The organism is Streptomyces sp. NPDC032822 (assembly GCF_055578825.1).
Window position 1 is genome coordinate 798,891 of sequence record NZ_JBVIOL010000001.1, and the last position, 19,091, is coordinate 817,981.

Consider the following 19,091-nt stretch of genomic DNA (forward strand, 5'->3'; position numbering starts at 1 on the left):
GCGGAGGTGTGTGAGGGGTGAGAATCGTTTCTGTGAGCGCCTCGCACCTGCCCTTCTTCGTCTACGGCACCCTCCGCCCCGGCGAGCCCAACCACGACCTCTTCCTGCGCGGCCGTACCCGCGCCGAGGAACCCGGCCGGCTCACCGGCGCGGTCCTCTACGAGGGGCCCGGCTATCCGTACGCCGTCGAGGACCGCGGGGGAGTGGTGCACGGCGAGGTCGTCACCGCACGGCCCGAGGCGTACGGGGAGTTGCTGCGCGCGCTGGACCTGCTGGAGGAGTACACGCCGGGCGATCCGCGCAGCCTCTACGAACGCGTGGAGCGCGAGGTGGGCGTCGGCGGAGACGGTCGGGTGGTGCGGGCCTGGGTGTACCTCGCCGCGCCCGCCGTCGCCGCCCGGCTGCGCGCCCGTGGCACCCGCATCGGCGGCGGCGACTGGCGGATGCGCGGCTGAACCGCCCCGCGTGGGCGACCGGCTGGGACCGCCCCGTGCGGCGCGGTGGTCCGGTGTGTCGGCCCGCCCGGCCTCCGGCCATGACCGACAACGAGATCACCGGACGACGTGCCCTCGCGATCAGCGGGGTGGTCGCCGGGGCGGCCGTGGGTCTCGGCATCGGCTCGTGCTCCGCGGACTCCGAGAGGGCCCCCTCGCTCTCCCGCTCGGCGTCCGCGTCCGGGTCGGCGTCCGTCTCGTCCGGCCCGTGCGTGCTCAACGGCAGTGTGACGACGGAAAGCGGTACCCCGGGCGCCCGGTCCGGCATGTCTCGTCCGCGTCCGGACGTCGAGGCCTGTCAGTGCGGTACGGACTCCAACCGCACCGCGCACGCCTTGAACTCCGGCATCCGTGAGGTCGGGTCGAGGGCCGGGTTGGTCAGGGTGTTGGCGCGGCCCTCGCCGGGCCAGTGGAAGGGCATGAAGACGGTGTCGGGGCGGATCGTGGTCGTGATCCGCGCCGGCGCCACCGCCCGGCCCCGCCGGGAGACCACGGCCACCGGGTCGCCCTCGGCCGCGCCGAGCCGTTCCGCGAGCCGCGGGTGCAGCTCCACGAACGGGCCGGGGGCGGCGGCGTTCAGTTCGTCGACCCGGCGGGTCTGGGCGCCGGACTGGTACTGCGCCACGACCCGGCCGGTCGTCAGCAGCACGGGATACTCCTCGTCCGGCTCCTCCGCTATCGCCCGGTGCGAGACGGGGACGAAGCGGGCGCGGCCGTCCGGGGTGGCGAAGCGGTCCAGGAAGAGGCGAGGGGTACCGGGATGGACCTCGCCGGGGACGGCCTCCTCGGAGCGAGACCCGGAACCGTCCCCGGGATCGGCCCCCTCCGCCCGTTCCACCCTTTTCGTCCCCTCCGCTCCCTCCGTCTCCGGCACCGCCTCCACCGCCGGGCACGGCCAGAACACCCCGTTCTCCTCCGCCAGCCTCCGGTAGGTGATCCCGGAGTAGTCGGCCGGCCCGCCCGCGCTCGCCCGGCGCAGCTCCTCGAAGACCTCCTCCGGGTCGGTCGGGAAACCCTTCTCCACGCCGAGCCGGTCGGCGAGTTCGTGCATCACGTCCAGGTCGCTGCGGATGCCCTCGGGCGGGCTGATCGCCTGCCTGCGCAGCAGCACCCTGCCCTCCAGGTTGGTCGTGGTGCCCGTCTCCTCGGCCCACTGGGTGACCGGCAGGACGACGTCCGCGAGGGCGGCGGTCTCCGACAGCACCACATCGCACACGGCGAGGAAGTCCAGCGACCGCAGCCGCTCCTCGATGTGCGCGGCGTTCGGCGCCGACACCACCGGGTTGGACGCCATCAGCAGCAGCGACCTGATGTCCGTGCCCATCGCGTCCAGCAACTCGTACGCGCTGCGCCCCGGCCCCGGAAGGCTGTCCGGGTCCACTCCCCACACCTCGGCGACATGCCGTCGCGCCGCCGGATCGTCCAGCTTGCGGTAGCCGGGCAACTGGTCGGCCTTCTGGCCGTGTTCGCGTCCGCCCTGGCCGTTGCCCTGGCCGGTCAGACAGCCGTACCCGGAGCGGGGGCGGCCTGCCCGGCCGGTCGCCAGGCACAGGTTGATCCAGGCGCCCACCGTGTCGGTGCCCTTGGACTGCTGCTCGGGTCCGCGGGCGGTGAGCACCATCGCGGACTCCGGCTCGCAGAACATCCGTACGGTCTCGCGGAGTCGGGGCACGGACACGCCCGTGATCCGTTCCACGTACTCCGGCCAGTGCGCCATCGCCGCGGCCCGGGCCGCCTCCCAGCCGGCGGTCCGCTCGCGGACGTACTCCTCGTCGACCCGCCCCTCGGCGACGACCAGGTGCAGCAGTCCGAGCGCCAGTGCCAGATCCGTGCCGGGCCGGGGCGCCAGGTGCAGGTCGGCGTGCTCGGCGGTCCTGGTGCGGCGCGGGTCGATGACGATCAATGTGCCGCCGTTCTCCCGCAGTTCGTCGAAGAAGCGGAGGGCCGGCGGCATGGTCTCCGCGGGGTTGGAGCCGACGAGGATCACGCAGCCCGTCCTCGGGATGTCCTCCAGCGGGAAGGGCAGCCCGCGGTCCAGCCCGAACGCCTTGATGCCGGCCGCCGCCGCGGACGACATGCAGAAGCGGCCGTTGTAGTCGATCTGCGAGGTGCCGAGCACGACCCGGGCGAACTTGCCGAGCGTGTACGCCTTCTCGTTGGTCAGACCGCCGCCGCCGAAGACCCCGCACGCGTCCGGGCCATGCTCCGTGCGCGTGCGGGACAGCCCCTCGGCGATCCGGTCGAGTGCCTCGTCCCAGGAGGCGGGCACGAGTGTGCCCTCGGAGCGCACCAACGGGGAGGTCAGCCGCACCCGGGACGAGAGCACCGCCGGCGCGGTACGGCCCTTGCCGCACAGCGCGCCCCGGTTCACCGGGAAGTCCGCGCGCTCACCGACCTCGACGGTCCCGTCCGGTACGGGTGTCAGGTTCATCCCGCACTGCAGGGCGCAGTACGGGCAGTGCGTGGGCGTCGCGGAGTTCTGCATGCCTTTCAGCGTGCTTCGGCCGTGTTACGCGGACGGGGGCTCCCTGTTACGCGCCCGGCACGGCGACCTCCCCGTGGCCGGACCGCCGACGTGAGGCGCCCGCCCGCTCCCCGCTCAGGCACATGCCTGCCCACCACGCAGTCGCCGCCGGACGGGAGAAAAGTTGCCGCTGTGGCGAAAGACGCCACATGTGGCGCGTTCCGCTCCGTGATTGGCCGATCACGCATCGTTGAGGGTTGAAAGAGCGGGACTGCACACTGGTCCATCGCGCGCGACCCCGCACGGCGTTCGACATCCGGGCATGCCCGCCGGTCATTCCGGCCGCAGCCACACGCGGCTCCACCGCCTGTGGCACACCGTCACGCGAAACAGCCAGCCAGGAGGTCCCCCCAACATGCCTCTGCGCCATCTGACCCGCCGCGACCAGTACCTCTTCCGGCAGTACGGCCACGGCCCCACCGTCACCGTCCCGGACCCACTCGTCCACCACGCCGTGGAACGGCAGGCCGCCGCGGTCCCGCACGCGGTCGCCGCCGAACACCTCGGCGCGACGATCACCTACGGCGAACTCAACCGCTACGCCGACGCCCTCGCCGCCCGCCTCGTCCGTGAGGGCGTACGCCCCGGCGACCACGTCGGCCTCTTCGTCCGCCGCTCCATCCCGATGCTCGTCGGCCTGCTCGGCATCCTGAAGGCGGGCGCCGCCTACGTCCCGCAGGACATCGGCCTCACGCCCCCGGCGCAGCTCGCCCACGTCGTCCGCACGGCCGGTGTCCGGGTGGTCCTGACCGTCGCGGAACACGCCCACCGTGTGCCGCCGACGGACGGCCGGCGCCCGATCGCCCTCGACGAGCCGCTGCCGTACATCCCCGGCCCCCGCCGCCCGGCCGGCGAACCGGACCCGCTCCCGGCCGTCCACCGGCCGGTCCGCCCCGACGACGGCTGCTACGTCCTGTTCACCTCCGGCACCACCGGCCACCCCAACGGTGTGAAGGTCACCCACCGCAACGTCGCCAACCTCCTGCTCACCCGGCCGGGCGACCTCGGCATCCGGCCCGGCGACCGGGTGGCCCAACTCCTCAACATCGCCTTCGACATGGCCGCCTGGGAGATCCTCGGCTGCCTCGCCCACGGCGCCACCCTCGTGATCCGCGGCAAGGACATCGCGGCGGCGGCCGGCACCGCGACCGTGCTGATCGCCACCCCGACCGTGCTGTCCGGCATCGACCCCGCCGCCTGCCCGTGGGTCCGTACGGTCGCCGTCGCCGGGGAGCCCTGCCCGCGGCCCCTCGCCGACCGCTGGGCCCACCGGGCCGCCTTCTTCAACTGCTGCGGGCCCACCGAGACGACCATCGTCAACACCATGCGCCGCCACGACCCGGCCGACCCGCTCCTCACCATCGGCCGCCCCACCCCCAACAACACGGTCTACGTCCTCGACGCCGACCTCAGACCGCTCCCCGTCGGCGAGGTCGGCGAGATGTGGGCGGGCGGCGACTGCGTCTCGGCCGGCTACCTCGGCAACCCCGGCCTGAACGCTGAGCGTTACGCCCCCGACCCCTTCCTCGGCGGCGAGCGCCGGATGTTCCGCACCCGCGACCTCGGCCGCTGGACGCCCGACGGCGACCTCGAACACCTCGGGCGCACCGACGACCAGGTGAAGGTGCGCGGCTTCCGCGTCGAACTCGACTGCGTCTCCTCGGTCCTGGAGTCGGTCGAGGGCTGTGTCCGCGCGGTGACCCTGAAACGGGACGCCCGCACCCTGGTCTCCTTCGTCTGCCCGGCCGACGTCGACCCGGACACGGCCCGCCGCGCGGTCGCCGCCGCCCTGCCCTACTACTGCGTCCCCGCGGAGGTCCTGCCGCTCACCGCGCTCCCCGAGACCGACCGCGGCAAGATCGACAAACCGGCGCTGCTGCGGCTGGCCGAGCAGCGACTGGCCGCGGGGCGAACGGCCCCGCACCGAACGGCACTTCAGGAGACGCCACCGCACGCGGCAGCACTTCAGGAGACGGCGCTCCAGGAGGCGACACGATGACGACCTCCCTCGACCGGCAGTCCTCCGCCGCCCTGCCCCCGCTCACCTCGCGTGCCCGCCGCCTGTTCAAGCACCCGCGCCTGATGCACTACAATCGTCTGGCGGCGCTGGTGCTGCTGGCCAACATCGCCTTCCTGGCGGTGAGTTGGTCACCCTCGGTGAGGACGATGGGGCATGCCGCCCTCGCCGACCTCGCCCTCGCCGTGCTCGTCCGTCAGCAGTACGTCGTCAACCTCTTCTTCAGGCTGGCCACCTGGGCGCCCACGAGCTGGCCGCTGAAGGTCCGCTGGACGCTGGGGAAGGTGTACCACTTCGGCGGACTGCACGTGGGCGGGGCGCTGGCGGGAGCGGCCTGGTTCCTGGCGCTCACCATCAACACCACCAACAGGCCTCTCATGGTGGTGGGTTGGTCCCTGATGGCCCTGCTCGTCCTCATCATCGCCACCGCCCTGCCTCCCTTCCGCTCCCGCCATCACGACCACTTCGAGAAGATCCACCGCTTCGGCGGCTGGATCGCCCTCGCCCTGTTCTGGACGCACACGCTCCTGTCGTCCCCGGGCCCCGTGGAGGTGTCGGTGCTGGCGGTCGTCACCTTCAGCGTCGCCCTGCCCTGGCTGCGGCTGCGCAAGGTCGACGTACGGATCGAACGCCCCTCCCGGCACGTCGTGCTGGCCCGCTTCGACCACGGCGAGACCCCCTTCGCCGGTTCCTCCACGGCGGTGAGCCGCAGCCCGCTGAAGGAGTGGCACTCCTTCGCCAACGTCCCCTCGCCCGGCGAGCCCGGCTTCCGGCTCACCATCTCCCGGGCCGGCGACTGGACGGGCTCGTTCATCGACGACCAGCCCTCCCGGGTCTGGGTGAAGGGCATCACCACGGCCGGCGTCGCCAACATCGAGACCCTCTTCACGAAGGTCGTCTACGTGGCGACGGGCAGCGGCATCGGCCCCTGCCTGCCCCACCTGCTCGCCGCCGAGGTGCCCTCCCGGCTGGTCTGGGCGACCCGTGACCCCCGCACCACCTACGGCGACGCCCTCGTCGACGAGATCCTCGCCGTCCAGCCGCACGCCCTCGTCTGGGACACCTCCCGGCGCGGCAAGCCCGACATGGTCCGCCTCGCCTACGAGGCCTACCGCGATTTCGGCGCCGAGGCGGTGATCTGCATCTCCAACAAGAAGCTCACCTGGCAGGTGGTGCACGGCCTGGAACAGCGCGGGATCCCGGCGTACGGCGCGATCTGGGACTCGTGACCCCGCGCCCGGGCAGACCCCGCCCTCGGGAAGACCCCGCGCCCAGGAAGCGACTTCGGAGGCGAACATGAACACCCTCAAGCTCGAACGCCACGACCGCGTGGTGACCGTACGGCTGCACCGTCCGCACGTCCGCAACGCGCTGAGCGGCGAACTCCTCGCCGAACTCCTCGACGCACTGCGCCCGTTGGACGCCGATCCCGGGGTCGGCTGCTTCGTCGTCACCGGCTCGGAGACGTTCTTCGCGGCCGGCGCCGACATCCGGGAGATGGCACCGAAGACGGCCGTGGAGATGGCGGCGGAGGACTACTTCGCCGCCTGGGAGGACTTCGCGGACCTCCGCACCCCGAAGATCGCCGCCGTCAACGGGCCCGCACTGGGCGGCGGGTGCGAACTGGCGATGATGTGCGACCTGGTGGTCGCGGGGGAGTCGGCGCGCTTCGGCCAGCCGGAGATCAAGCTGGGCGTGATCCCGGGCATCGGCGGCACCCAGCGGCTGACCCGCCTGGTGGGCCGGGCCAAGGCCATGGACCTGGTCCTCACCGGCCGCACCATGGACGCGAGGGAGGCGGAGGCCACCGGTCTCGTCTCCCGGGTGGTCCCCGACGACAGGGTCCTTCCCGAGGCCCTGGAAGCGGCGGCGACCATCGCCTCCTACGGCGCCGCGGCCATCACCGCGGCCCGCGAGTGCGTCGACCGCGCGCTGGAGACCGGCCTGCGCGACGGCATCCGCTTCGAACGCCGGGTCTTCCACGCCCTGTTCGCCACGCACGACCAGAAGGAGGGCATGAGCGCGTTCCTGGAGAAACGCGCCCCGCGCTTCACCGGCCGCTAGCGAGCGCCCTGCCGACCCCCGGTTCCCTCGGCCCGAGGAACCGGGGGTCGGGCTCGAACACCGCGTCCAGGGCCGCCTTGCCCGCCGCGAGGATCTCCCGGGCGCCCCCGTAGTACCAGGTGATGTCGTGCCTGGCGTCCACCCCGACGCCGTACGACGTGACCCCGGCCGCCTCGCACAGCGCGACCGCCCGCCGGATGTGGAAACCCTGGCTGATCAGCACGGCCCGGTCCACACCGAAGATCTTCTTCGCGCGGACGCAGGAGTCCCAGGTGTCGAAGCCGGCGTAGTCGCTGACGATCCGGGTGTCCGGAACGCCGTGCCGGGTCAGATAGGTGCGCATCGCGTCCGGCTCGTCGTAGTCCTTCCGGCTGTTGTCACCGGTGACCAGGACGACCTCGACACGGCCCTCCCGGTACAGCCCGGCCGCCGCGTCCAGCCGGTGGGCGAGATACGGCGACGGCTCCCCGGCCCACAGACCGGCGCCGAACACGACGGCGACATCGGTGCGCGGCACGTCCGCCGCCGTCCGCAGCCGGTCGCCCGCCACCAGGTACATCCAGGTCACCGGCAGCAGCGCCAGCACACATCCGGCCATCACGGCCTGCACCAGCCGCCGCTGCCCCGCACGGGTGCGCGGCAGGCGGGGTCTGCGCGGCTTCGGCAGTCGCATCGGAAGGTCCCTCCCCGGTCGCTTTCGACAGTCAGAGACGTCCTGTCAGGTCCTCCGGTTCGCCCAAAGCCACGTGACCAGCTTCACTCCGGCCGACGAATACGCAGGTCACGGCAGCTCACAGACCCCCTGCACCCCACCGTGAACCCCTGGAAAAAACCCGTCATTCCCGCGCAACGGGGAGGCAACCTCCCGGCCCCACCATCGGTTCATGAAGGCGACGAGCACGTCGAACGCCCCTCCCGAGAAGACGAAGACCCCGTCCCTCCCCGGCGCCCTGCCGCTCCCGGGGGCCGACCTCGACAGTACGGCGCACCTCATGAACCGGATCAGCAGCCAGCTCGCCACCCAGCTCAGCCTCGTCTCGCGCGACGGCCGCCGACGCCCCGAGCCGCCCGCGCTCGTCCTGGTCGCCCACGGCAGCCGCGACCCGCGCACGCTGAGCACGGTCCACACGCTCGTCGAGCGCGTCCGCGCACTGCGCCCCGGCCTGCCCGTGCACCTCGGGCACATCGAGCTGAACGCGCCCCTGCTCCCCGACACCCTCGCCTCCCTGGGCACCGCCGAGGCCGTCCTCGTCCCGCTGCTCCTCAGCCGCGGCTACCACGTCAAGCGCGACATCCCCGAGATGGCGGCCGCTTCGCGGGCCCGCACGCGCGTGGCCGACCCCCTCGGCCCGCACCCCCTCCTGGTGGAGACCCTCCACGCCCGTCTCGTCGAGGCCGGCTGGCGCACCCGCATGGACGAGCCGACCCGCCGCTCCAGCGCGGTGGTCCTCGCGGCGGCGGGCTCCCGCGACCCCGAGTCGGCGATCGACACCGGCCGCACGGCCCGCCTCCTCGCCGACCGCCTGGGCGTCCCCGTGGTCCCGGCCTACGCCTCGGCGGCCACCCCCACCGTCGACACGGCGATCCGCGCCCTCACCGCCCGGGGCCGCCACCGAGTGGCCGTGGCCTCCTACTTCACGGCCCCCGGCCTCTTCGCCACCCAGTGCGCGGAGAAGGCCCCCTGGATCGCCTCGGCCCCCCTGGGCACCCACCCGGCCATGGCCCGCCTGATCCTCCACCGCTACGACCAGTCCCTGGCGACCCAGGCGCCGGCGACCCCGGCCTTGGCCTCGGCCTAGAACGCCGGGCCGGAAAGCCCACCCAGGGGGCGCGGGGCTGTATCTGATGTGCGGCTCCGCCGCGTGGGCGCGACCAGCCCCACCGGACCCGCGCCCGCCCACGACAGAACCCGCGGACGAGCAGGCGCGCCCCGATTGTCACCCCCTCCGCTTACTGTCGAGTCATGGAAGGCAATCACCACAACCACATCTCACCTCCCGGCTACGACCCGACGTCGGTCGACCGCTGGGCCACCGAACCCGACAAACGCCCGGGCCGCACAGCCTTCCAACGCGACCGCGCCAGGATCCTGCACTCCTCCGCCCTGCGAAGGCTCGCCGGCAAGACCCAGGTGGTCACCCCCGGCACCCGCAACATGGCGTGGGACGCCAGCCCCCGCACCCGCCTCACCCACTCCCTGGAGTGCGCCCAGGTGGGCCGGGAACTGGGCGCGGCCCTCGGCTGCGACCCCGACCTGGTCGAGGCGTCCTGCCTCTCCCACGACCTCGGTCACCCGCCCTTCGGCCACAACGGCGAACAGGCCCTCAACGAGTTCGCGGAGGACTGCGGCGGCTTCGAGGGCAACGCCCAGTCCCTCAGGCTCCTCACCCGCATCGAGCCCAAGCGGTTCACCGCGGACGGCTCCGTCGGCCTCAACCTCACCCGCGCCACCCTGGACGCCGCCACCAAGTACCCGTGGCCCCGCGGAGCGCACCCCACCGACCCCAAGTCCCCGAAGTTCGGCGTCTACGACGACGACCGTCCGGTGTTCGACTGGGTCCGCGAGGGCGCCCCCGGCACCCGCACCACCTTCGAGGCCCAGGTCATGGACTGGGCCGACGACGTGGCGTACTCCGTGCACGACGTCGAGGACGGCCTGCACGCCGGTCACATCGACCCCAACTGCCTGCACGCGGAGCCGGAACGCCAGGCGGTCTTCGCGGTCGCCGTCGGGAGGTACGTCCCCGAGGACACCGACCCCGCCGCCCTCGCCGAGGCTCTCGACCGCCTCCAGGACCAGGAGTGGTGGCCGCACGGCTACGACGGCTCGGCCGTCGCCCAGGCCCGCCTCAAGGACGCCACCAGCCAGCTCATCGGCCGTTTCTGCCTCGCCGCCGAGGGCGCCACCCGGGCGGCGTACGGCGGCGGCCGGCTGACGAGATACGGCGCCGAACTCGTCGTACCGCACGAGACGCGCCTCGAATGTGCGGTCCTCAAGGCGGTCGCCGACCGGTACGTCATGCAGCGCGCCGAGCAGGAGCGGTTGCGGGCCGACCAGCGGATCGTGGTCGCCGAACTGGCCGAGGCGCTCACGTTCCGCGCCCCGGACGGTCTGGACCCCCAGTTCCGCGCCCTGTTCGACCACGCGCCGGACGACCGCGCCCGCAAGCGGGTGATCGTCGACCAGATCGCGTCCCTCACCGACGCGTCCGCCCGTTCGCTTCACGCACACCTGACGGGGAAGGCGTGATGCCGAGGGCACACACGTGACCTGAAACGAGCCCGAATGTGACACTCCGTGGCCTGATCGGGCCACTCCCTCTTCCCCCATCACACTCCGTGCGGGACGCTCCCATGTGGCGGCACCCTTACGAGGAGGCATCAAGTGGTCGACGCGGATCAGACATTCGTCATCGTCGGAGGCGGTCTCGCCGGCGCGAAGGCGGCCGAGACGCTCCGAGCGGAGGGCTTCACGGGCCGCGTGATACTGATCTGCGACGAACGCGACCACCCCTACGAGCGCCCGCCGCTCTCCAAGGGCTACCTCCTCGGCAAGGAGGAGCGCGACAGCGTCTTCGTCCACGAACCGGCCTGGTACGCGCGCAACGACATCGAGCTGCACCTCGGCGAGACCGTGGACGCCGTCGACCGCACGGCGAAGACGGTCCGCTTCGGCGCGGACGGCACCGTCGTCCGCTACGACAAACTGCTCCTGGCCACCGGCGCCGAGCCGCGCCGCCTGGACATCCCGGGCACCGACCTCGTGGGCGTCCACCACCTGCGCCGCCTCGCCCACGCCGAACGCCTCAAGGGCGTCCTCGCCGCCCTCGGCCGGGACAACGGCCACATCGTGATCGCCGGGGCCGGCTGGATCGGCCTGGAGGTCGCGGCGGCGGCCCGCGAGTACGGCGCCGAGGTCACCGTCGTCGAACCCGAGCAGACCCCGCTGCACGGCGTCCTCGGCCCCGAGCTCGGCAACCTCTTCGCCGAGCTGCACCGCGAGCACGGCGTCCGCTTCCACTTCGGCGCCCGCCTGACCGAGATCGTCGGCCAGGACGGCGTGGTCCTGGCCGCCCGCACCGACGACGGCGAGGAGCACCCGGCGCACGACGTCCTCGCGGCGGTCGGCGCGGCCCCGCGCACCGCCCTCGCCGAGGCGGCGGGCCTGGAGCTCGCCGACCGGGCGTACGGCGGCGGCCTCGCGGTCGACGAACGGCTGCGCACCTCCGACCCCGACATCTACGCCGCCGGTGACGTGGCCTCCTTCCACCACGCCCTCTACGGCACCCGGCTGCGCGTCGAGCACTGGGCCAACGCCCTGAACGGCGGCCCGGCGGCGGCCCGCGCGATGCTCGGCCGCGACCTCACCTACGACCGGGTGCCCTACTTCTTCTCCGACCAGTACGACATGGGGATGGAGTACAGCGGCTGGGCGCCCCCGGGGTCGTACGACGAAGTGGTGATCCGGGGGGACGCCGCGAAGCGTGAGTTCATCGCCTTCTGGGTGAAGGAGGGCCGGGTGCTGGCCGGGATGAACGTGAACGTGTGGGACGTCACAGAACCGATCCAGCGGCTGATCAGCACCAAGGCCCACGTGGACACCGACGCCCTCGCGAACCCACACGTTCCGCTGGACAGTCTGACCTCCTGACGCCACGAGGGCGATCCGCTGTCGCACCACCCCCGTGCTGCCATCCCCCGGACCCCCGGCCGGGGGCGGTCGCCTCGCCCCATGGGTGTCAGTTCTGCCCCGTAGACTCACCTCGTGGCAGGACGGATCAACGACGAGGACGTGAAGGCGGTTCGGGACGCGGTCCCGATCGACGCCGTGGTGTCCGAGTACCTCCAGCTGCGCAACGCGGGCGGCGGGAACCTCAAGGGGCTGTGCCCCTTCCATGACGAGAAGTCGCCGTCCTTCCAGGTCAGCCCGAGCAAGGGGCTCTTCCACTGCTTCGGCTGCCAGGAGGGCGGCGACACCATCACGTTCGTGATGAAGGTCGACCACCTCTCCTTCTCCGAGGTCGTCGAGCGCCTCGCCGCCCAGGCCGGCATCACCCTGCGCTACGAGGAGGGCGGGTACAACCCGGCCCACCAGCGCGGCGAGCGGATCCGCCTGGTCGAGGCCCACAAGGTGGCCGCCCAGTGGTACATGGAGCAGCTGGCGAGCAGCCCCGAGGCCGACGCCGGCCGTAAGTTCCTCGCCGAGCGCGGCTTCGACCAGGGAGCAGCCGAGCACTTCTCCGTCGGCTACAGCCCCCAGGGCTGGGACCACCTCACCCGCTACCTGCGCGGCAAGGGCTTCACCGACAAGGAGCTGACCCTCTCCGGCCTCTCCCAGGAGGGCCGCCGCGGCCCCATCGACCGCTTCCGTGGCCGGCTGATGTGGCCGATCCGGGACATCGGCGGCGAGGTCGTCGGCTTCGGCGCCCGCAAGCTGTACGAGTCGGACAACGGCCCCAAGTACCTCAACACGCCCGACACCGCGATCTACCGCAAGTCCCAGGTGCTGTACGGCATCGACCTCGCGAAGAAGGACATCGCGAAGGCGAGCCGCGCGGTCGTCGTCGAGGGCTACACCGACGTGATGGCCTGCCATCTGGCCGGTGTCACCACCGCCATCGCCACCTGCGGCACCGCCTTCGGCGGCGACCACATCAAGATCCTCCGCCGGCTCCTCATGGACAACGGCTCGGCCCGCGTGATCTTCACCTTCGACGGCGACGCGGCCGGCCAGAAGGCCGCCCTGCGCGCCTTCGAGGACGACCAGAAGTTCGCCGCCGAGACGTACATCGCCATCGCCCCGGACAACATGGACCCCTGCGAGCTGCGCCTCGCCAAGGGCGACGAGGCGGTCGCCGACCTGGTCGAACCCCGCACCCCGCTCTTCGAGTTCGCGCTGCGCCAGATCGTCGTCCGCTACGACCTGGACACCCCGGCCGGCCGGGCCGCCGCCCTGGACGAGGCGGCCCCCATCGTCGCCCGCATCAAGAACAGCGGCGCCCAGCACGAGGTGGCCGTGCAACTCGCCGGCATGCTCGGCATCCTCGACACCCAGTTCGTCGTCAAACGGGTGGCCCAGCTGGCCCGTTGGGCCCGCGACCGCGGCGGCCAGGGCCCGGCGCCCCAGCGCGGCGCCCGGCAGCAGTACGACACGCAGTCCCGGCCCGCCGTGTCCGGCCCGGCGCTCAACCTCCGCAACCCGGTCTACGCCACCGAGCGCGAGCTCCTGAAACTCGCCCTCCAGCGCCCCGAACTGGTCTCTCCGGCCTTCGACGCGTACGGCGTCGACGAGTTCACGGCCCCGCCCTACGCGGCGGTCCGCCAGGCGATCACCGACGCCGGGGGCGCCGAGTACGGCGTCCAGGACGGGCAGGAGTACCTGGTCCGGGTCCGTGACGCGGCCCCGGACAACACCGTGCGCGCGATGGTCACGGAACTCGCGGTCGAGGCGATCCTGCGCAAGACGGTCGACGAGAACTACGCGGGCGACCAGCTCGTCACGGTCCGCCGTCGCGCGGTCGAGCGCCGCATCCGCGATGTCCAGTCCACGATGACGCGCATGGCCGCGGGCGGCGACCCGGCCCAGCTGGCCGCCGTACAGAACGAGTTGTGGGTGCTCCAGCAGTACGACCAGGCGTTGCGCGGGCACGGAGCCGCAGCTCTCTGAGCGTGTCGCGTCCGGCAGGGTAACCGGGCGGTCACGGACCGGACTCAGAAAGTCCCCGCACGCCCCTCGTGGCGGCGATGTGTCGTACTCCACACTGGGTTCCGGTGCCTGAGTCCTCGGAGCGCGGCCGATCCGTCCCCAACGGGTCCCACACCCCCGCGGTTCCGCTCATCGCGTACGGGACGGACAGCGGCGAGGCCGTCGACTCCGCTCCCGAAGTAGCGCTGCCGCACACCTCAGCAGCGATCATCCTGGAGGTCGCCCCCGTGCAGACCCAGACCCTGACCCAGACCGACATCGCTACGGACGGCACGGAAACGGATCCGGAGACCGACGTACTCGGCGCGGTCCCGCAGCAAGGCCGTGCCGTGCACCACCCGGAGGCGGAGCCCGAGGCCCCGCCGGCCGAAGCGCTGGAGAGCGCCGAGGCCCCCGAACCGGTCGAGGTTCCCGAGCCGGTCCGGGGCCGCGTCGACAACGGCGCCCCCTCCTCGGACCTGTTCCGCCAGTACCTGCGGGAGATCGGCCGCATCCCGCTGCTCACCGCCGCCGAGGAGGTCGAACTCGCCCGCCAGGTCGAGGCCGGCCTGTTCGCCGAGGAGAAGCTGAGCAACACCCCCGACCTGGACAGTCAGTTGGCCCTCGACCTGGACCGTCTGGTCGTCCTGGGCCGGATGGCCAAACGCCGTCTCATCGAGGCGAACCTGCGGCTCGTGGTCTCCGTCGCCAAGCGGTACGTCGGCCGCGGACTGACCATGCTGGACCTGGTCCAGGAGGGCAACCTGGGCCTGATCCGGGCCGTCGAGAAGTTCGACTACGCGCGCGGCTACAAGTTCTCCACGTACGCCACCTGGTGGATCCGCCAGGCCATGTCCCGCGCGCTGGCCGACCAGGCCCGCACGATCAGGGTCCCCGTCCACGTGGTGGAGCTGATCAACCGTGTCGTCCGCGTCCAGCGCCGCATGCTCCAGGAACGCGGCTACGAACCGACGCCCGAAGAGGTCGCCGATCACCTGGACCTGACACCGGAGCGCGTAAGCGAGGTCCTGCGCCTGGCCCAGGAACCCGTTTCCCTGCACGCCCCGGTGGGCGAGGAGGACGACGTCGCCCTCGGCGACCTCATCGAGGACGGCGACGCCGCCTCCCCTGTCGAGTCGGCGGCGTTCCTGCTGCTCAGGGAACACCTGGAGGCCGTGCTGTCGACGCTCGGGGAGCGCGAGCGCAAGGTCGTCCAACTCCGCTACGGCCTCGCCGACGGCCGCCCGCGCACCCTGGAGGAGATCGGCCGCATCTTCGGTGTGACCCGCGAGCGGATACGGCAGATCGAGTCGAAGACCCTGAACAAGCTCAGGGACCACGCCTTCGCGGACCAGCTGAGGGGCTACCTGGACTGACGCCGGCTGCGGGCCGGCAGGGGGCGGGTCGCGCGGTTCCCCGCGCCCCTGGGTAGCCACGGCCGAGGCGGCGGTCATGTCGCCGTGGCCGCGGGCAGTCGTGCCGCCGGGGCGGCACGGGTGGGCGCGGCACCCCGCGAGCGCGGGCCGGCACACCCACCCGGCCTCGGCGCCGGTGACCCGATCAGTCGACCTCGGCCACCGCCTGCGCGAACTGGGCCTTGTACAGGCGTGCGTACGCCCCGTCGGCCGCCAACAGGTCGGTGTGGGTGCCCTGTTCGACGATCGAGCCGTTCTCCATGACGAGGATCGTGTCCGCGTCCCGGATCGTGGAGAGCCGGTGCGCGATCACGAACGACGTACGCCCGTGCGCGAGTTTCGCCATCGCCTTCTGGATCAGCACCTCGGTACGGGTGTCGACCGAACTCGTCGCCTCGTCGAGCACCAGGATCACCGGGTCGGACAGGAACGCCCGCGCGATGGTGATGAGCTGCTTCTCACCGGCGCTGACCCCGCTGCCCTCGTCGTCGATCACGGTGTCGTAGCCCTCGGGCAGCGTCCGGACGAACCGGTCCGCGTGGGCGGCCCGTGCGGCCTCCTCGATCTCCCCGCGCGTGACCTCGCGCGAGGCGCCGTACGCGATGTTCTCGGCGATCGTCCCGCCGAACAGCCAGGTGTCCTGCAACACCATGCCGATGCCGGCCCGCAGTTCGTCCCGGGACATCCGGGCGATGTCGACGCCGTCGAGGGTGATCCGCCCGCCGGACACCTCGTAGAACCGCATGAGCAGATTGACCAGCGTGGTCTTGCCGGCGCCGGTCGGTCCGACGATCGCGACCGTGTGCCCCGGCTCGACCTTCAGCGACAGTTCCTCGATCAGCGGCTTCTCCGGCTCGTACCGGAACGACACCTGCTCCAGCGCCACCCGCCCGCGCAGTTCCTCGGGCTTCACCGCCGGTACCGGATCCGCCTCCTGCTCCTCCGCGTCCAGGAGTTCGAAGATCCGCTCGGCCGAGGCGACACCCGACTGCACGAGGTTCGCCATCGACGCGACCTGCGTCAACGGCATCGAGAACTGCCGCGAGTACTGGATGAAGGCCTGCACATCACCGATGGACAGCGAGCCGGACGCGACCCGCAGTCCGCCGACCACGGCCACCAGCACATAGTTGATGTTCGACACGAACATCATCAGCGGCTGCATGGCCCCGCTGTTGAACTGCGCCTTGAACCCGGCCTCGTACAACGCCTCGTTCTGCTCGGCGAACTGCTGCGCCGACTCCTCCTGGCGGCCGAACACCTTCACCAGTGTGTGACCGGTGTACATCTCCTCGACGTGCGCGTTCAGCTTGCCGGTGGTGCGCCACTGCTGCACGAAGTGCGGCTGCGACCGCTTGCCGATCCGGGTGGCGACGACGAACGACAGCGGCACGGTGACCAGCGCGACCAGGGCGAGCAGCCACGACACCCAGAACATCATCGCCAGCACGCCGATGATGGTGAGCAGCGAGTTGATGAGCTGGCCCATCGACTGCTGGAGGGTCTGCCCGATGTTGTCGATGTCGTTCGTGGCGCGGCTGAGCACCTCACCCCGCTGCCGCTTGTCGAAGTACGACAGCGGCAGCCGCGACAGCTTCGTCTGCACGTCCTCGCGCATCCGGAACATCGTGCGGTTGACGGTCCGGTTGACCAGCCGGGTCGCCACCGCCATCAGCAGACCGGCGATCAGGAACACCCCGAGCGCGAACAGCAGGACCTGCCCCACCTCGTGGAAGTCGATGCCCTGGCCGGGGGTGAAGTCGGTGCTCCTGAGCATGTCGGCGACGCCGCCCTCGCCACGCTCCCGCATCGAGTCGAGGACCTGCTCCTTGCTGGCGCCGGCGGGCATCTCCCGTCCGATGATGCCCGCGAAGACCAGGTCGGTGGCCTTGCCGAGGATCTTCGGCCCGACCACGTTGAGGCCGACGCTCAGGACCACGCAGAACAGCATCACGCAGAGGGTGAACCGCTCCGGCCTGAAATGGCCGAGCAGCCGCCTGCCGGACGCCTTGAAGTCCAGCGAGTGGTTGTCGGGACCGGTGCCGGCCATCATGCGTCCCATGGGCCCGGCCATCAGGCAGCCTCCGCTTCGGTGAGCTGGGAGAGCACGATCTCCCGATAGGTTTCGTTGTCCGCCATCAGCTCGCGGTGGGTGCCGGTGCCGACGACCCGGCCCTCGTCGAGGACGACGATCCGGTCCGCGTCCCGGATGGTGGCGACCCGCTGGGCGACGATCACCACGGTCGCCTCGGCGGTCTCCTGCCCGAGCGCCGCCCGCAGTGCCGCGTCGGTGGCGTAGTCGAGAGCGGAGAAGGAGTCGTCGAACAGGTAGATCTCCGGCCGCTGCACGAGCGTACGGGCGATGGCGAGCCGCTGCCGCTGACCGCCGGACACGTTCGTCCCGCCCTGCGCGATGGGGGAGTCGAGCCCGTTCTCCAGCCCCTCGACGAAGCCCTTGGCCTGCGCCACCTCCAGCGCGTGCCACAGCTCCTCGTCCGTCGCGTGCGGATTGCCGTAGCGCAGGTTGGTCGCCACCGTGCCCGCGAACAGGTACGGCTTCTGCGGCACCAGCCCGACGGTCTTCGCCAGCAGCACGGGGTCGATCTCCGCGACGGCCACCCCGTCCACGAGGACCTCGCCGTCGGTCGCGTCGACCAGCCGGGGGACCAGTCCCAGCAGCGTGGACTTGCCGCTGCCGGTCGAGCCGATGACGGCGGTCACCTCACCGGGGCGCGCCACCAGGTCGACGGACCTGAGGACGGGCTCCTCGGCACCGGGATAGCGGAACCCCGCCCCGCGGATCTCCAGATGCCCGTGCCGGCGCAGCTCCCGCACGGGCGCGAGCGGCGGGACGACGCTCGACGACGTGCCGAGCACCTCCTCGATGCGCTCGGCGCACACCTCGGCGCGCGGCACCATCATGAACATGAAGGTGGCCATCATCACGGACATCACGATCTGCATGAGGTAGGCGAGGAAGGCCGTCAGATCGCCGATCTGCATGCCTCCGCTGTCGATCCGGTGGGCGCCGAACCAGACCACCGCGATCGACGACAGGTTCACGGTGGTCATGACCACCGGGAACATCAGTGCGAGCAGGTTGCCGGTCTTCAGCGAGATGTCGGTGAGGTCGGTGTTGGCCTTCCGGAAGCGCTGCTCCTCGTACTCGTCCCGGACGAAGGCGCGGATCACGCGGTTGCCGGTGATCTGCTCGCGCAGCACCCGGTTCACCGTGTCGAGACGCACCTGCATGGAACGGAACAGGGGCCGCAGTCGCCGCACGATCAGCGTCACGCAGATCGCCAGCACCGGCACCACCGCGATCAGCACCGCGGACAGCGGCACGTCCAGGCCGAGCGCCAGCACGATGCCGCCGACGCACATGATCGGCGCCGACACCAGCAGCGTGAACGTCATCAGGGCCAGCATCTGGACCTGCTGGACGTCGTTCGTGGTCCGGGTGATCAGCGACGGCGCGCCGAACTGGCCGACCTCCCGCGCCGAGAAGGACTGCACCCGGTCGAAGACGGCGGCCCGCAGGTCCCGGCCGAGCGCGGAGGCGGTCTTCGCGCCGTAGTACACGGCGGCGACGTTGCACACCACCTGCACCAGCGAGATGCCGATCATCACGGCGCCGAAGGACAGGATGTAGCCGGTGTCGCCCTTCACGACGCCGCTGTCGATGATGTGCGCGTTCAGCGTGGGCAGGTAGAGAGTGGCGCAGGTCTGCAGGAACTGCAGCAGCACCAGAAGGGCGATGGGTTTCTTGTAGGGCCTGAGATAGGTCCGCAGAAGTCGTATGAGCACGCTTGGTCTCTCGGAGTCGGCGGTGGGAGCGATTGGTTGCCCCTGGCCCCTATCGTCGAACACTCCACCCGTGTTACCTCAACCG

13 protein-coding genes are annotated in these 19,091 nt (G+C 71.7%); 9 read left to right on the top strand and 4 right to left on the bottom strand.

Features of this window, described 5'->3' with window-relative positions; genetic code table 11:
- The first annotated feature begins 32 nt into the window (after positions 1 to 32).
- A complete protein-coding gene (locus ACZ5VD_RS03740; protein WP_468550852.1) occupies positions 33 to 455 on the top strand; it encodes a gamma-glutamylcyclotransferase family protein in 423 nt (140 codons plus the stop codon).
- Positions 456 to 792: 337 nt separating this feature from the next.
- On the opposite strand, the gene ACZ5VD_RS03745 is transcribed toward ACZ5VD_RS03740, so the two are convergent.
- Positions 793 to 2,979 carry a molybdopterin oxidoreductase family protein gene (locus tag ACZ5VD_RS03745; protein WP_468680514.1) on the bottom strand — a complete coding sequence of 729 codons (2,187 nt, stop codon included), beginning with the start codon at positions 2,977 to 2,979 and terminating at the stop codon, positions 793 to 795.
- Positions 2,980 to 3,373: 394 nt separating this feature from the next.
- Here ACZ5VD_RS03745 and ACZ5VD_RS03750 point away from each other — a divergent pair, with 394 nt between their 5' ends.
- From ACZ5VD_RS03750 to ACZ5VD_RS03760, 3 genes are all read left to right on the top strand, one after another.
- Complete coding sequence (locus ACZ5VD_RS03750; protein WP_468550850.1) at positions 3,374 to 5,017, top strand: amino acid adenylation domain-containing protein; 1,644 nt, start codon at positions 3,374 to 3,376, stop codon at positions 5,015 to 5,017.
- The gene (locus ACZ5VD_RS03755) at positions 5,014 to 6,264 is read left to right on the top strand and encodes a ferredoxin reductase domain-containing protein (protein ID WP_468680516.1); all 1,251 of its coding nucleotides are present in this window, start codon (positions 5,014 to 5,016) and stop codon (positions 6,262 to 6,264) included. Before ACZ5VD_RS03750 ends, ACZ5VD_RS03755 begins: the two co-directional genes overlap by 4 nt.
- Positions 6,265 to 6,331: 67 nt before the next feature.
- Complete coding sequence (locus ACZ5VD_RS03760; RefSeq protein WP_468550848.1) at positions 6,332 to 7,099, top strand: enoyl-CoA hydratase-related protein; 768 nt, start codon at positions 6,332 to 6,334, stop codon at positions 7,097 to 7,099.
- On the opposite strand, the gene ACZ5VD_RS03765 is transcribed toward ACZ5VD_RS03760, so the two are convergent.
- Complete coding sequence (locus ACZ5VD_RS03765; protein WP_468550847.1) at positions 7,086 to 7,772, bottom strand: SanA/YdcF family protein; 687 nt, start codon at positions 7,770 to 7,772, stop codon at positions 7,086 to 7,088. The genes ACZ5VD_RS03760 and ACZ5VD_RS03765 overlap by 14 nt on opposite strands.
- 319 nt (positions 7,773 to 8,091) lie before the next feature.
- On the opposite strand from ACZ5VD_RS03765, the gene ACZ5VD_RS03770 reads away from it, so the two are divergent.
- The 5 genes from ACZ5VD_RS03770 (at position 8,092) to ACZ5VD_RS03790 (ending at position 15,160) form a co-directional block, all read left to right on the top strand.
- Complete coding sequence (locus ACZ5VD_RS03770) at positions 8,092 to 8,898, top strand: sirohydrochlorin chelatase (RefSeq protein WP_468550880.1); 807 nt, start codon at positions 8,092 to 8,094, stop codon at positions 8,896 to 8,898.
- Between the two features lie 164 nt (positions 8,899 to 9,062).
- The gene (locus ACZ5VD_RS03775; RefSeq protein ID WP_468550846.1) at positions 9,063 to 10,349 is read left to right on the top strand and encodes a deoxyguanosinetriphosphate triphosphohydrolase; all 1,287 of its coding nucleotides are present in this window, start codon (positions 9,063 to 9,065) and stop codon (positions 10,347 to 10,349) included.
- Between the two features lie 135 nt (positions 10,350 to 10,484).
- Complete coding sequence (locus tag ACZ5VD_RS03780) at positions 10,485 to 11,750, top strand: NAD(P)/FAD-dependent oxidoreductase (protein ID WP_468550845.1); 1,266 nt, start codon at positions 10,485 to 10,487, stop codon at positions 11,748 to 11,750.
- Between the two features lie 114 nt (positions 11,751 to 11,864).
- Entirely contained in the window at positions 11,865 to 13,766 is a 1,902-nt protein-coding gene (gene dnaG / locus ACZ5VD_RS03785) for a DNA primase (protein ID WP_468550844.1), read from the top strand.
- 104 nt (positions 13,767 to 13,870) lie between these two features.
- Positions 13,871 to 15,160: an RNA polymerase sigma factor gene (locus tag ACZ5VD_RS03790; protein WP_468550843.1), complete on the top strand. Its 1,290-nt coding sequence runs from the start codon at positions 13,871 to 13,873 to the stop codon at positions 15,158 to 15,160.
- A 184-nt stretch (positions 15,161 to 15,344) separates the two neighbouring features.
- Here ACZ5VD_RS03790 and ACZ5VD_RS03795 read toward each other — a convergent pair whose 3' ends face one another.
- Together ACZ5VD_RS03795 and ACZ5VD_RS03800 are read right to left on the bottom strand one after the other, a co-directional pair.
- A complete protein-coding gene (locus ACZ5VD_RS03795; protein WP_468680518.1) occupies positions 15,345 to 17,273 on the bottom strand; it encodes an ABC transporter ATP-binding protein in 1,929 nt (642 codons plus the stop codon).
- Positions 17,273 to 19,006: an ABC transporter ATP-binding protein gene (locus ACZ5VD_RS03800; protein WP_468550841.1), complete on the bottom strand. Its 1,734-nt coding sequence runs from the start codon at positions 19,004 to 19,006 to the stop codon at positions 17,273 to 17,275. The genes ACZ5VD_RS03795 and ACZ5VD_RS03800 overlap by 1 nt, the downstream gene beginning before the upstream one ends.
- Positions 19,007 to 19,091 lie beyond the last annotated feature (85 nt).

Coding starts and splice junctions, on each gene's coding strand:
- ACZ5VD_RS03745 (WP_468680514.1), bottom strand. CDS start 2,979: ATGCAGAACTCCGCGACGCCCACGCACTGCCCGTACTGCGCCCTGCAG.
- ACZ5VD_RS03750 (WP_468550850.1), top strand. CDS start 3,374: ATGCCTCTGCGCCATCTGACCCGCCGCGACCAGTACCTCTTCCGGCAG.
- ACZ5VD_RS03755 (WP_468680516.1), top strand. CDS start 5,014: ATGACGACCTCCCTCGACCGGCAGTCCTCCGCCGCCCTGCCCCCGCTC.
- ACZ5VD_RS03760 (WP_468550848.1), top strand. CDS start 6,332: ATGAACACCCTCAAGCTCGAACGCCACGACCGCGTGGTGACCGTACGG.
- ACZ5VD_RS03765 (WP_468550847.1), bottom strand. CDS start 7,772: ATGCGACTGCCGAAGCCGCGCAGACCCCGCCTGCCGCGCACCCGTGCG.
- ACZ5VD_RS03770 (WP_468550880.1), top strand. CDS start 8,092: ATGAACCGGATCAGCAGCCAGCTCGCCACCCAGCTCAGCCTCGTCTCG.
- ACZ5VD_RS03775 (WP_468550846.1), top strand. CDS start 9,063: ATGGAAGGCAATCACCACAACCACATCTCACCTCCCGGCTACGACCCG.
- ACZ5VD_RS03795 (WP_468680518.1), bottom strand. CDS start 17,273: ATGGCCGGGCCCATGGGACGCATGATGGCCGGCACCGGTCCCGACAAC.